Consider the following 11,967-nt stretch of genomic DNA (forward strand, 5'->3'; position numbering starts at 1 on the left):
AATTGAGTGGCTTTTTCGTTTAATAGCTTTCTATAGTGAATGATCTATTTTGAGGTGGTTCGGTTACCAAATCTGGTAAAGATTCATTGACAAGTGTTTTGCTATACATATTGTACTTTGTACCTACCGTTTGTTGGTTTCCTCTATTTTTCATAATCTCTGTATAGTTGTTTACAAAGGTATTATCTGCCTTGTATGCTTTTAATCTTACTGGTGGATCAAACGAAGCTTGACTACCTCCTTTTGCCTTACCGTCTGTTGTTTCTTGGGCAATCACTATCCAGATTGTCTCTGGGTATTCTGCTCTTAAATCGTCTAACTGGCTCATTGGCGTTTTTAGCTTTTGCCAACTGTCTATAACAACAAAATCGAATGCATTTGCAACATCTTTAACGCTTTGTAAACCGTTTTCGGCTTCGCTGGTAAATGCAATTTTATCTAAATTTTCTGGTGGTATGTTGCGGTCTAAACTTTCTTGTGTGTCTTTGCTACGCAAACCGCCTTGCTCAATATCAAAAAAACCACCTCTAAAACCTGCATTTATAAATGCGTTGGTTAATTGTTTAACAAGTTCACTTTTTCCTGCACCGCTTTCACCATGAACCAGAAACATTAGCTTATAACGTTGCTGTTTACCTAGCCACTTCCCTATTTCTCCTGGTAAATAGAATAGGCCTGGTAAATCACTTTCATCTGGTTTTTCGCTGGCCAAGGTAAAGCCTTTTGGTAATTTACTGTCGATAGCTTTTTTAACCATTTTTGAAACTACTGGATCAATGGCGCTAACTAGTTTTGGTTTGGGTTGCTCTATAGTTGGTTGAGATATTGGTAAAGGTAAAGCAGCTACCGGCGCACCTTGAAAAACCCCTTTTTCAAAATCATTGTGCGCCTGCGCTTGCTTTTCAATTATTGTTGATGGCGTATAAGGCTCTGGTGTGTATTGTGATACAGCAAAGTTTAATCCCTTTTGTTTAGCTCCTAAAAGTGCTAATTGCGTTCCTTCTTTTGGCTTTGTTTCTTTTACTTTGATTACCTTTTTTAAGTATTTGGCTTTTCCTTCCTTGTCTCGTTGAAGTATATAATCTGCCGCAGCTTGTGCTTTTGTAGAAGCTTTAAAAATGAATCGATTATCTTTTTTTAAGCGTTTTAAAAGCGATTTTCTCCAACTTTTAATGTAAGCGGCGTTGTTTCTCAAAGTATAGTGTAAAATTCCAGCTTCTGCGCTTAAAAATGACGCTCCAATTTCTGCCACCAACTCTTCAAAAGCATACTTTTTATCACCAAATTTTTTACCAAATTCTCTTTTAAGTCTTTTATAACTTCCTGTAGAGTGAATGTATTCGTGAAATAATGTCGTGTAATACGCCTGGGCGTTTTTAAAATTATTTCGGTTTGGCATGGAAACAATATCTTCAGACTCTCTAAAATACGCGTCGTTGCCTCTAATAATCAAAGTAGGTGCTTTTTCTGGATAGTTATCAATAATAGCTTCAGCATTTTCAATTTCTTCACTGGCCGGCCATTCCTTTCCTTCAATTTTACCAGATAGTTTAAAATTATCTAAATCAAAATCGATACCCTCAATATCTCTTCCATTAAAAACATTGTAATACTTTAGAATAGGTATAATTGATTGTTGGGTTATTTCTTCTGCAGAAAACTGCTTTAACAAACTTATTTGAATTGATTTAGATTTCAACCAACGAATCATCTTTTTAGGATCGTAAGTAGAAAACTCTAATTTTGGTTCTGCTTGCTGGTACCTATATAATTTTGTGTAATACACTACCTTAAAGCCTTCAGCTCCTTTCTTGATTTTCCCTTTATATTTGGTTATTTGATTAAAAGTAAGATAATAAGGGTTGTCTAGCAATGGTTGTGAAGGATCGTAAATGTATAAAGAGCTTAGATTTAAGGCGTTTATTGATCTGTAAGGCTTTTTTGTGTCGAAATTGTAGGCATACAAATAACCGCTTTTATTAGGTTGCCACATCTTTTCATAATTGATCTCTTTTTCTAAAAGTTCAATTATTTTATTTGTAATCATGTTGTAAATATCTTCTGGAGATACTGGTTTACCCAACCCTTCAATTTCGTAATCTTCTAAATTATTTTCATATTCTATATAATTTAGTTCGGAAAACTTATTTATTGGAAATTCTTTCTGTTGAATTAAAACATTTAATTCTGATGCAGAAGGAAATAAACAAAGCGCATTTTGTAATTTATTTACAATATGATTTTGCTCCTCTGATTTTGCCAAATCAATTATATTTTGCAATTCATTTCTCTGAATTATACCGTTTAACGCATTGAATTTTTCGACTGATTTCATATTTTATACTACAAATGGTTTTCCGAAAATTTCTAAGTGGGCCCTGGTAATTAAATCTTCTTTTTTTATGGTGAAAAGATTAATAAATAAACCACCAATATTAGATGTGTCTATAAAAATTTCAACATTTGGTATTAGTGTTGCATTATTAGCTAACAAACTGATGTTGTTTAACTCCTTTTGGGCTTCCGCTATTTGATACCCACTAACTGTAAATACTTGAACTTTTTTAAGGCTTAAAAGCGTTCCTGTAGATAACTCAAAGTTGATATTGCTATTGTTTTTTAATAAAATATCTACGTTAATTACAACGCCACCGTTTTTAAAATCAACTTTATTAATACGATCAATACCAAAGGTTAGTTTTTCAGCAATAGCCTTTACATCTTGTACCTTTTTGCGTGCAAATATCAAGCTTGTAATAGAAGCTACTGCAACACCTGTTAAAATCTTCCCTACTAAATTCATAATTTAAGCATTATAACTCACTAAACTAATAGCGTAGTCGTTTATTAATTGTGCCTTGTCTAAACCGTTTACAATACGTCTGGCATTATAAAAATCGTTATAATTACCACCTATATAATCACTAAGTTTTTTTGTTGTAAATGTGCCGTTGTACATGCCATAAACTATAATTTTAGCAGCCACATCTCTTCGCAATGCTATATCCGGATTATTAACCAAATCTAAACCTAGCCAATTCGCCATTTTCTCATAGTTGTAAGACCAGGTTAATTGTACATATCCTCGTCCATAATACACTTTACCATTTACTGGCAGCCCATAAGGTTTTGTTTTTACACACTGTCTAGCTTGAGCATCTGTATTAGCAAAACATTCACGCACAGGTTTAAACCTACTTTCGTGCCAAGCTGTAGCTATAATGTAAGCTAGTTTACTATTATCACCATCGCCATAGGTTATAAATGCGTTAGTTATTGCAGATAATGCGTCGATTTGATCACTGTTTAAGTTTCCAAAAGCGTTAATCGTTGCTTTTTTTACAGTATTAAAAAGAGTTGCACTAATAGGCGCGTTGCCTTTCGATCTACGAAAACCAAAAAACAAAACCGATGCGACTAACGCGCCTGTAATTTTTAGTGCTTTACTCATTAATTAAACATTTCTCCTGATTTAGCCGATGTTTCCTGACTTATTATTGAATTGTAAGTTACTGGTGTATAATCGGGCGGAACGATACCAATATTTGGAAAGGTGTGTATGTATTGGTAAATAACTTTTCCTTCGTTATTTAGTACCTGAAACTTTACTATATATGCTTTGGACGACTCTACAACAAGCGTTTTGTTTCCAATTTGTTGTTTTATTGCTCCTTTTACATTTAGAGCATCATAGGTGCCTTTTATTTTGGTAAGACCTACGATTACCTCATAATTAATTTTTTTCTCTTGATCGTTAGCGCTAATAATCTTTACACCTATTCTTTTTTTTAGATATAAGTATATACCGGTTCCTACTATTCCGCCTGTTATTATAATTTTTTTCATACTAAAATATTTTTTTGTGTAAGGTTATACTATAGTTTAATGATTGTGCTTGTGTGTTTAAAAAAGCACCTGCACCAATACCAAAATCTCCTTTATAAATGTAATTTATAGACGCTCCAAAACTTTGTATTCCAGAAACAGGATTTACTTGTATAGATGGGGAAAAAAATAAACCACTACCGTATTTTGTAATTTTAGTTTCCTTTGTTTTGGTTATGGTCTTAACATCCATTTCCGCAATTATTTTATTACTGTAAACGGTGCCGTCGCTTAAAATCTCGCTGTATATTTTGCCGTTTTCAAGTTGGGTAGTGTCTTTATACTTATTAAGGTTTTTTATCTTGTCATGGTCCTCTGGTTCAACTATAGTTTCTTTTGTAATTGGTAATACGCGATCCTGATATATAATTGTGCGTTGTACCTCTGGTTTTTGTAGTTGCAGATGGTTGTTAATAGCTTCTTTAATTTCCTTTTTTATATCTACTGTCTTAGTTTCCTTAACAACGGTTTCAATACGTTCTGGTTTTAAAATAAAATAATAAGCGCCAAAAAGCAGCAATAGTACTATTGTTAAATCTTTGATGCCGAAACTGTATTTTTTTTTGAGATCCATTTTTGTAATTGCAAAGGATTTATAATTTAAAAGCAGAAACCACAACTTTAAAAGTAGATGATGATTTCATTTCTTTTTTTACTTTTGCTTTCGCTTTTTCAGCATTAGATGCTTCTATTCTTTTTGCTACCATTGCGCTACCTGATTTTGTTCTATAAACAACATCATAGTAGTTTTTTTCAATTCTTTTTTTCATAACTAATAACTATTTAAACGCCTGTAACCTAACAAACGAGATTTTGAATATTCTGAAATTTTAACCTGGTTACTTTGATTGCCACCAAGGGTATAGATGCTATTTTCGTTTTCACCTATGTAAAAACCCACATGGCCGCGCCAATCTGTTTTGCTACCTCTCCAGAATATCACTACATCTCCAATTTCCTGTTTTCCTTCTGGTACCTCGCGACCTACTTTTAACCAGCTCCTAGCAGCTAAATTTTTGCTTCTAGGCAAACCGCTTTTCATGGCCACCCAGTTAACGAACGTGCTGCACCATGCCGTTTCATCTTTTAACTGTTTGCCATTGTAACCCAACTCATCGAGATAATTGATAATAACAGGATTATCATGTATGCCTACAATTTCTGTAACGCCAAATTGAGACAAGGCTAGTATTATGTGTTCTTTATTACAGGTTGTAATGCTCATGTGCCTTTTTTTTACTGTGATTTACGGTAAAAACCGTAATCGTTATTTTCTATTTTTTTTTTAAAGCGACAAATTCCTCCATTAGATATTCAAGCCTTGAAATTCTCTTTTCTGCTTCTCCCGTGATAGTACTACGCCTGTTTAACTCACCTGTATTTTGATTTAGTTGTGTTCTTAGTGGTGTAATACTTTGATCGAAATCATCTTTTGTAAATCTTGGCTTTGATAAAATTTGTTTAAATTCCTCGTATTGTTCTTTTTCATATTCTTTGTCTCGCTTCAATATATTTATATCATTTAGTATTGCTTGTTGTGCAATACCTTGATCTATTTGCAGAACACGAATATTATTACCTAAAAACAGTAATAATGCAACTAGACCACGAAATAACCACTCTGTTACTTTATGCGAATCAACTGGTTTAGTTTGCTGTGAAGCTTTTACTGCTTCTATAATTTCTTCTTTTGTTAGGCTCATTAATTTTAATGCTTACAGTCCGGACCATGAATATGTTTAATATTATCGTCGTTTTTATTACGAATTTTAGCCGCTTTCTCAAACACCCATGCAACAAATAAACCGCCAAACATTCCTGTTAAGCACGCTAATGTTAAATGGTATTTGTTTTCATTAAAACCAAGTCGTTTTATAATGTCTTCACTAATTTCATGTAATACAAAAAGCAAAGCAAAACTAGATACCAAATGAAATAAGATGTTTGGCAATGATGGTTTTAAATATTTTTTTAATGAGTAACCAGATACATTATTACTTCTTTGTCGCCAGCTGAATAAAAATAAAATTGCGATACCTAAAAGGAACGCTATTATTATTTCTGGTTTAAGGTGTGTGAATGCTTGTTTCATTATTTAAAGCTTTACAATTTAATTCTTAGTTCTCCAGTCGATGTTCTATAAACATCCCCTGTGGTTAATCCTGCAGTAACTGCCGAAGCTTCGTCTGCATGTATAGGTAGTCCTGTTAATTTTAGATTAGTGGCTTTAATTTTACCATTTACTTGTAGTTTTTCTCCCGTTGTGTTTGCTTCAAAATTGTCAATATCAACACCAACTTGAGCACTTTTTAAAATAGTAAAGGCATCGGATTTATTGGCAACATTTACGCCATTCCCAATTACGAATGCCCTATCTGATGCATCATAAACAGAAATAGAGTTTGGAGTATAATCAGTATTATGCGCCCCCAATGCTACTTCGGAACTACTTTTTGCTATTGCATTAGTTCCTATTGCTACACTAACATTACCACTTGAAGCACATGAACTACCCGCTGCAATAGAAAAAAAGCCAGAAGAGGTGTTAAATTGACCACCAATTGATAAAGCTCCAGTATTTGAGGCCGTATTGTTCCTCCCTATAGCTGTGGCGTTGCTTCCAGTTGCGCTTGCATTATAACCCAGTGCTAAACCTTCACTATTAGTAGCTATAGCCCCCCTGCCAATTGCCACAGATTGATTACCCGAAGCTGTTGCATCTACTCCTGCTGCAAATGCTCTAGATCCGGTAGCTCCTTTTGTTGAACTATTTGATATCGATCTACTAAGGTCAACTACATTAAATCCTGCATTTCCATAAAAAAGAGGATTTCTACCTGCAATTACAATAGCATCTCCATTACCTTCGTCTATAACTTCTAATGCTCCTCCACCAGCTGTAGATACTAAAGGGCTTAAATTTAGAATAGTTATAAAGTCCTTAATAGTTCCATTTGTATCTATAATAGGAATGCGCGTTGGATTTACAACTTCTGTAGCGTTAGGTAATATTATACCGTTTTTAAATTTAGTCGGGTTTTGGGCAAGTGCGCTAAAACCTATAAATAAAGCAATTATGTAAATAAATTTTTTCATCTTAAAATTTTCTTATTACAACAATACTTCCAGCATCTAAAGCCTCTAAAAGCGTTATTGTATTATCTATTAGTGTATAATCTGTTGTTTCTATTTGTGGCAACCTGTCGACTGTTACATCAACATTTAAAGGCGTAGTAAGTAGATTAAAAACTGTTTGGCCTTGTGTAGCGATAAACTTTTCTGGTGCAGACAAATCTGTGTCTTCAGCAAAGAGTAGTAATAAGTCACTATTTATGAATTGATTTTGGTTTAAACCATATTCTCCAGCATTACCAATAAAACTATAAACAAAACGCTTATCGTTTCTTGTTAGTTCAAAATACCAGTTTTCACCAGCTGTAATATTATACGTTGGATTGGCTGCGTTTAATGTGTCTAATAAATCTGCATTTGCTATTTCGCCTAAATTAATTAAGACTGCATTTGGTCCGGTGATTAAAATTTCTAAATCTGGTATTGTAATCTCGCTTATGTCTTTTCTATTGTATAATAGCAAATCGCTTTCAATTACATTAACATCACCATTTATACCATATACCCCTTTTCCTTTACCTTCTAAATGGTAAGTGTCGAAATATCTAACTGGTGATCTGTCATAAGGAACAACGATACCTATAAAACGGACAATTTCATCTTCAGCAATTGTCTTGTAATCGCTGTTGTTTACTTCTGGTAACTCATTAATTGTTTTAGATATATTAAGCGCACCTATGTTTAGGTCGAGAGCAGAATACCCAAAATCAATTGTTTTGAATTTGTTGTCTGGTGGTAACGAATTTGCGTTACCTGTTGGGTTCTGTATGCCTAAAAATCCACTCATTATAAAACTACTGTTTCAGGTTCTTTATTAGATGATGCAAAAAGTATTAAACCAAACAAACCTAAACCAACCAATAAAGGCGTATAGTTAGATTTGCTTTTTGAATTTAATTCAATACCTTCTAAACTATTGACTGGAATAACTACATAAGCCCCAATTTCAGTTACCTTTAGCTCGATTTCTTGTGTTTGGTGAGAGAAAATGATAGTATCTCCCATACCTTGGCCGTACAAAATAAATTCGCCATGCTCGTTCGTTATCGCTATTTTATTTGGGAAATCTTTGTTATAGACCGTTACACCTTCTAAAATATTACCTTGATCGTCTGTTACAATTCCAGCTACATTCATAATCTTTATTTTGGTTGTACGTTATCCACTTGACTTTGAAGCACCACTCCTATTTGACAATTAGTTAAGCACTGGCTAAATCTTATTTGCTGAACTATGTAATAATTCTCGTTTTCGAAAACACCTATAGCAATTACTTTACCGACCACTTGCTTATAGCTGTATTTTCCGTACAGATTGTTTGTACCACTCCAGTTTCCGTTTTGGTCTTGAATAGCTTCGTTTACCAAAATTCCGCTTTTATCGGCTACGTATAGCGTTGAACCTATTGGGTATTGTGTTGTAGTATCTGTGTTTGTGCTTTCTGCTTTAATAATGTTCCAGAAGTTTTGCATTTCTTGAGTATCTAAACCTTTAGAAACATCAAAAAATAAGGTTCTATCGAAAAGTATTTTATAAGCTTTACTAACCGCTTTGACGCTTTCAACTTGACTAGCAATATCATAAAGAGCTCTTTCATTAGCTGAAATTTCAAATGATGGTAGTAAAAAGCCTAAAACACCAGGAAACTCAAATCTTGAAAAGGAATTAAATATTACTGCTGCAGCCACTAAGTTTGGATCGCCTGCATTATCACGAGCGTATTTTTCAGCACGCCACTTTTTATACTGGTCATAGGCAATTTTAGAGGCAAATATTGTTCCGCCAATAATTAACACATATTTCAAGGCATTTATACCTTGACCTATTGCGTTTTGGCCTTCTTTACTACTTGCTACAGCTATTAATGCTGGATTACCTAAACCTGTACTCATTTTTTAAATGAATTTTGAAATTAAATTCCATTTTTTATCTAAGGCTTTTAGTCCTTTTTCTGAAATCATTAGATCTAATTTTTCTAACGCTTCAGTTGGTACCTTAGACTGTAATTTATCTATTATGTTTTTTCGCTTTACGGCATCCGTAATGTCTCTACCAAAAATTTTAACTTCGCCTGCTGGAAAATTACCTTGCATATTATAGAGGTTTTATGATTGTTTCTTTAAATTATGTAAATCGAGCAAAATTGTATGCTCTTTAATAAAGTCTTCGTTTGACGTTAATCCTACGAGTGTAAAATATAATGCCTCGCATATATCGTCGCTTATGCCTTGCTGCTCTAAGGCCATTATTAAAGCGCGTTTTGTATCACTTAATTTTGGGTTTTGTGATGGAGAAGCTAAATAGTTTGTTTGAGTTGCATCCTTTGTTCTATTTAAAGCCTGTTGTACAACGCCCAATCCTTCTGTTAAAAGTGCCTGACCACCTTCACTATCTAAAAACCCCTGTGTGGCTTGTTTGGCTTCGCGTAATGCTAGTTCTTTATCTCTAGCTGCTAATAGAACCTGACTTTTTAACTCGTCTTTTTCTTCCCGGGTTTTATTATACTTTCGTTTGTAGTTATCGCGATCCTCTTTTAAGTCCACAACTTTTTCTTTTAGATCATCAATTTTGTCTGTAAACTTCTCTTTTTGATCTAATAATTGTTGCCTCAAATAATAATCTTGGTTAGCTGGCTGTTGCTGGTACGCATTGTTTAAAGGATGACTTTGTGATTGTGCTAAATTTTGCATGTCTGGCTGGTTTTGAGAAATTGAAGGAAAATTTAATTTTTCTTGAATAGCTTCTTTCGATTCTTCTTTAATTTCATCTTTTTTACCTAGACGCATTATTAAAACAGAGTTTGGCCCAGCTAATTGAGAACCAGATCCGTTTTTGCGTCTTAAATAAAATTGTAGAACACTTATACCTTTGTTTATTAAACTCTCCAAATACCCATCTAAAGAACCAAATTGCTCTTTTATCTGGTCGATGCCTAGCTTTTTATTTACGTACTTTTTAGCCTCATAATCATAAACATCGATAAAGCTTGTATCTGCTTTATCAAGATGATTATTTACCGCTTCATATTCAAAATTCATAACTATTAAAGGGGTTTAATTACAGTCGTTAATTAACACGTTTTGCAAAATGTAAACGTTGTTTTCAATAGCATCAACGCCTGTACAAATTATATTGGCTTCAAAATCATCTCTATAAACGTAGTTACCATTATTTGCAAAGTGAATATTACCACCTGGCTTAATAAGGCCTTTATTTACAGTTATATCTTTAGTTCCGTCGTTTTGAATAGTTAAGTTGAGCAAGTTCTTAATTCTCAGCCTCTTACTTTTGTATATTCTATCGTCGGAGTTTGAAATTTTATTAGCCATTTGTTTTTTTTTTACATGCAGCTTTGACCGCCGTTCTCTGTTGTTTGATCTATTACAAAAACCACCTGTCCTTTTAATTCGGCTCCTAGTGCAGTTAATGACGAAAATTCCAAACGATAGCTTTTACCTCCGTCTGCGTTAATAGGCATCATAGAACCTATATAACTTCCGCCTTGTCTTTGTAACCAATCTTTTAATGTAGAGCCATATTGCACCTTTTTACCAGATGTATCAACCATTGTTAGGTTAATTATCTGATCGGGCAAATTGCCTTCAGGATATAAAGCAGCACGAATAATTTTGCCATCTATAAACTTTTCAGTTTCTACCGTAATAGACTTAGTGCCATTAGGTATTGAAAAGTCTACAGTGAACTTTTCATATATTTTATTATCGCTTTCGTAACACATTTCATTAGGTATTAATAAAAAAGCCAAACCAAAATTTTGGTTTGGCTTTTAATAGATTAATATTTAGTTTAATTATCTTGATACTGTTTCGCCTACACGAATAGTATATCTAAAGAAGTGTCTTTTTGCCGCGTCTAAAGGTGCTGCACCTTCTGGAAACTTAATTGTAAGTTTAAAATCGGTATCTGCCTCTAATACACGTAAATCCCCTAAGCTACGATATAACTCATCGTTTGATCTCGTTACGTTTGGGTTATGAAGTTCTGATACAGGTAAAACAATAAGAGGCTTTACACTATCTTCGAACATTGTTTCTGAGTTTTTTAATGTACCAGGGCACTCTTCACTAAAATCTGCAACTTTTACCGCTGCTTTCCAATCTACAGCTTCGTTTCCAGCTGTTACGATTGTAGCATATTCAAACTTAGCCGAGGTTGCAACTCCATTTCGTCCTGGATTTAATCGATTACGATCAAAATTTGTTACACCAGTTTCCTTTTTAAGAATAGCTTGAAAATATTCATTTTGACCTGAAGAGGTAATTTCACCTGTTACATATAAAACGCGTTCGGCATTTTTATAGTCTGATGTTCCTGGTCGTCCACTTCCTGCACAATCAGCCACTGCTTTACTTGTTGTTGCTGCCTTGGCAAAAGCTCCACTTACCTTTTGTTGCATTAATTCTACTCTATTTTCCATTGTATTATTTTTTAAGATTATTATTTTAGTTAAAAGATTCTGCACTAACAGTTTGCAATTGAGTTACTCCTAAATTTTTAGCCCTATCTGGAGCAGTCATAAAAGGCATATTTAAAGAAGGCATTTGCACATATCGAGGTGATTGTGTTTGTGCCGGACATCCCATACCAAAAACATTTGCAATAAATTTTTCTGCCGTACTTGAACCTTCTGTTATTGGATCAATAATATTATTGTCCTTTACTAAGTCATCTGTGAGCGTATCAATTTGCTTCCACGCCATACCTAACAGTGCGCCTCTTGCTGCTGATTTAGTGACGCTTTTTCCTTTAATGTATGCTGCACCAGCAATACTAGACAAAGCAATCACGCCTTTTACAGCGACTTTTCCCATTTTATCCTCTACAGGAATGAGACCAACAACGCCATTAGATAGCTTTCCACCACCTACTGCGCTTAAAACGGTTACAGTATTATCGATGATACTGTCTTTGAGTTGTTTGTTCATAATT

The 11,967-nt window shown here is 34.0% G+C and carries 19 protein-coding genes; all 19 read right to left on the minus strand.

What is annotated here, in order from left to right; translation table 11 throughout:
• Positions 1–19 precede the first annotated feature (19 nt).
• Genes GQ46_RS17060 through GQ46_RS04790 form a run of 19 tightly spaced genes read right to left on the minus strand, consistent with a single transcriptional unit; the run spans position 20 to position 11,963 of the window.
• The gene (locus GQ46_RS17060; RefSeq protein ID WP_052503403.1) at positions 20–2,335 is read right to left on the minus strand and encodes a zincin-like metallopeptidase domain-containing protein; all 2,316 of its coding nucleotides are present in this window, start codon (positions 2,333–2,335) and stop codon (positions 20–22) included.
• A gap of 3 nt (positions 2,336–2,338) precedes the next feature.
• Positions 2,339–2,803 (minus strand): hypothetical protein, encoded by a 465-nt coding sequence (locus GQ46_RS04710; RefSeq protein WP_044398797.1) that lies wholly within the window; start codon positions 2,801–2,803, stop codon positions 2,339–2,341.
• 3 nt (positions 2,804–2,806) lie between these two features.
• Complete coding sequence (locus tag GQ46_RS04715; protein ID WP_052503404.1) at positions 2,807–3,451, minus strand: glycoside hydrolase family 19 protein; 645 nt, start codon at positions 3,449–3,451, stop codon at positions 2,807–2,809.
• Positions 3,451–3,846, minus strand: a complete 396-nt coding sequence (locus tag GQ46_RS04720; RefSeq protein WP_044398799.1) for a hypothetical protein — start codon at positions 3,844–3,846, stop codon at positions 3,451–3,453. The genes GQ46_RS04715 and GQ46_RS04720 overlap by 1 nt, the downstream gene beginning before the upstream one ends.
• A 1-nt stretch (position 3,847) precedes the next feature.
• Complete coding sequence (locus GQ46_RS04725; RefSeq protein WP_044398801.1) at positions 3,848–4,459, minus strand: hypothetical protein; 612 nt, start codon at positions 4,457–4,459, stop codon at positions 3,848–3,850.
• A gap of 19 nt (positions 4,460–4,478) precedes the next feature.
• The gene (locus tag GQ46_RS17550) at positions 4,479–4,655 is read right to left on the minus strand and encodes a hypothetical protein (RefSeq protein ID WP_156133098.1); all 177 of its coding nucleotides are present in this window, start codon (positions 4,653–4,655) and stop codon (positions 4,479–4,481) included.
• Positions 4,656–4,657: 2 nt separating this feature from the next.
• On the minus strand, positions 4,658–5,110 hold the full coding sequence (locus GQ46_RS04730) for a TIGR02594 family protein (RefSeq protein ID WP_044398803.1): 453 nt from the start codon (positions 5,108–5,110) through the stop codon (positions 4,658–4,660).
• A 49-nt stretch (positions 5,111–5,159) separates the two neighbouring features.
• On the minus strand, positions 5,160–5,588 hold the full coding sequence (locus GQ46_RS04735; protein WP_044398805.1) for a hypothetical protein: 429 nt from the start codon (positions 5,586–5,588) through the stop codon (positions 5,160–5,162).
• Positions 5,589–5,593: 5 nt separating this feature from the next.
• Entirely contained in the window at positions 5,594–5,977 is a 384-nt protein-coding gene (locus GQ46_RS04740; RefSeq protein ID WP_044398806.1) for a hypothetical protein, read from the minus strand.
• Between the two features lie 11 nt (positions 5,978–5,988).
• The gene (locus tag GQ46_RS04745; protein WP_044398809.1) at positions 5,989–6,981 is read right to left on the minus strand and encodes a hypothetical protein; all 993 of its coding nucleotides are present in this window, start codon (positions 6,979–6,981) and stop codon (positions 5,989–5,991) included.
• A gap of 1 nt (position 6,982) precedes the next feature.
• On the minus strand, positions 6,983–7,804 hold the full coding sequence (locus GQ46_RS04750) for a hypothetical protein (RefSeq protein WP_044398811.1): 822 nt from the start codon (positions 7,802–7,804) through the stop codon (positions 6,983–6,985).
• Positions 7,804–8,154: a hypothetical protein gene (locus GQ46_RS04755; RefSeq protein WP_044398813.1), complete on the minus strand. Its 351-nt coding sequence runs from the start codon at positions 8,152–8,154 to the stop codon at positions 7,804–7,806. The genes GQ46_RS04750 and GQ46_RS04755 overlap by 1 nt, the downstream gene beginning before the upstream one ends.
• A 5-nt stretch (positions 8,155–8,159) precedes the next feature.
• Positions 8,160–8,909, minus strand: a complete 750-nt coding sequence (locus GQ46_RS04760) for a hypothetical protein (RefSeq protein ID WP_044398815.1) — start codon at positions 8,907–8,909, stop codon at positions 8,160–8,162.
• Between the two features lie 3 nt (positions 8,910–8,912).
• A complete protein-coding gene (locus GQ46_RS04765; RefSeq protein WP_044398817.1) occupies positions 8,913–9,110 on the minus strand; it encodes a hypothetical protein in 198 nt (65 codons plus the stop codon).
• Between the two features lie 12 nt (positions 9,111–9,122).
• Positions 9,123–10,055: a hypothetical protein gene (locus GQ46_RS04770; RefSeq protein ID WP_044398819.1), complete on the minus strand. Its 933-nt coding sequence runs from the start codon at positions 10,053–10,055 to the stop codon at positions 9,123–9,125.
• A gap of 15 nt (positions 10,056–10,070) precedes the next feature.
• Positions 10,071–10,346: a hypothetical protein gene (locus GQ46_RS04775; RefSeq protein ID WP_156133099.1), complete on the minus strand. Its 276-nt coding sequence runs from the start codon at positions 10,344–10,346 to the stop codon at positions 10,071–10,073.
• Positions 10,347–10,357: 11 nt separating this feature from the next.
• Complete coding sequence (locus tag GQ46_RS04780) at positions 10,358–10,783, minus strand: hypothetical protein (protein WP_197077335.1); 426 nt, start codon at positions 10,781–10,783, stop codon at positions 10,358–10,360.
• 45 nt (positions 10,784–10,828) lie between these two features.
• Positions 10,829–11,455 (minus strand): hypothetical protein, encoded by a 627-nt coding sequence (locus GQ46_RS04785; protein ID WP_044398826.1) that lies wholly within the window; start codon positions 11,453–11,455, stop codon positions 10,829–10,831.
• A gap of 25 nt (positions 11,456–11,480) precedes the next feature.
• The gene (locus tag GQ46_RS04790) at positions 11,481–11,963 is read right to left on the minus strand and encodes a hypothetical protein (protein WP_044398828.1); all 483 of its coding nucleotides are present in this window, start codon (positions 11,961–11,963) and stop codon (positions 11,481–11,483) included.
• Positions 11,964–11,967 lie beyond the last annotated feature (4 nt).

Origin of the sequence: Lacinutrix sp. Hel_I_90 (assembly GCF_000934685.1) — a bacterium.
GTDB lineage: Bacteria > Bacteroidota > Bacteroidia > Flavobacteriales > Flavobacteriaceae > Lacinutrix.

Bases quoted from the DNA above. Each gene is read 5' to 3' on its own strand.
- GQ46_RS04710 (WP_044398797.1), bottom strand. From the start codon at position 2,803: ATGAATTTAGTAGGGAAGATTTTAACAGGTGTTGCAGTAGCTTCTATT.
- GQ46_RS04725 (WP_044398801.1), bottom strand. From the start codon at position 4,459: ATGGATCTCAAAAAAAAATACAGTTTCGGCATCAAAGATTTAACAATA.
- GQ46_RS04765 (WP_044398817.1), bottom strand. From the start codon at position 9,110: ATGCAAGGTAATTTTCCAGCAGGCGAAGTTAAAATTTTTGGTAGAGAC.
- GQ46_RS04790 (WP_044398828.1), bottom strand. From the start codon at position 11,963: ATGAACAAACAACTCAAAGACAGTATCATCGATAATACTGTAACCGTT.
- GQ46_RS04785 (WP_044398826.1), bottom strand. From the start codon at position 11,455: ATGGAAAATAGAGTAGAATTAATGCAACAAAAGGTAAGTGGAGCTTTT.
- GQ46_RS04770 (WP_044398819.1), bottom strand. From the start codon at position 10,055: ATGAATTTTGAATATGAAGCGGTAAATAATCATCTTGATAAAGCAGAT.
- GQ46_RS04745 (WP_044398809.1), bottom strand. From the start codon at position 6,981: ATGAAAAAATTTATTTACATAATTGCTTTATTTATAGGTTTTAGCGCA.
- GQ46_RS04760 (WP_044398815.1), bottom strand. From the start codon at position 8,909: ATGAGTACAGGTTTAGGTAATCCAGCATTAATAGCTGTAGCAAGTAGT.
- GQ46_RS04755 (WP_044398813.1), bottom strand. From the start codon at position 8,154: ATGAATGTAGCTGGAATTGTAACAGACGATCAAGGTAATATTTTAGAA.
- GQ46_RS17550 (WP_156133098.1), bottom strand. From the start codon at position 4,655: ATGAAAAAAAGAATTGAAAAAAACTACTATGATGTTGTTTATAGAACA.
- GQ46_RS04740 (WP_044398806.1), bottom strand. From the start codon at position 5,977: ATGAAACAAGCATTCACACACCTTAAACCAGAAATAATAATAGCGTTC.
- GQ46_RS04735 (WP_044398805.1), bottom strand. From the start codon at position 5,588: ATGAGCCTAACAAAAGAAGAAATTATAGAAGCAGTAAAAGCTTCACAG.
- GQ46_RS04730 (WP_044398803.1), bottom strand. From the start codon at position 5,110: ATGAGCATTACAACCTGTAATAAAGAACACATAATACTAGCCTTGTCT.
- GQ46_RS04720 (WP_044398799.1), bottom strand. From the start codon at position 3,846: ATGAAAAAAATTATAATAACAGGCGGAATAGTAGGAACCGGTATATAC.
- GQ46_RS04750 (WP_044398811.1), bottom strand. From the start codon at position 7,804: ATGAGTGGATTTTTAGGCATACAGAACCCAACAGGTAACGCAAATTCG.
- GQ46_RS17060 (WP_052503403.1), bottom strand. From the start codon at position 2,335: ATGAAATCAGTCGAAAAATTCAATGCGTTAAACGGTATAATTCAGAGA.
- GQ46_RS04715 (WP_052503404.1), bottom strand. From the start codon at position 3,451: ATGAGTAAAGCACTAAAAATTACAGGCGCGTTAGTCGCATCGGTTTTG.
- GQ46_RS04775 (WP_156133099.1), bottom strand. From the start codon at position 10,346: ATGGCTAATAAAATTTCAAACTCCGACGATAGAATATACAAAAGTAAG.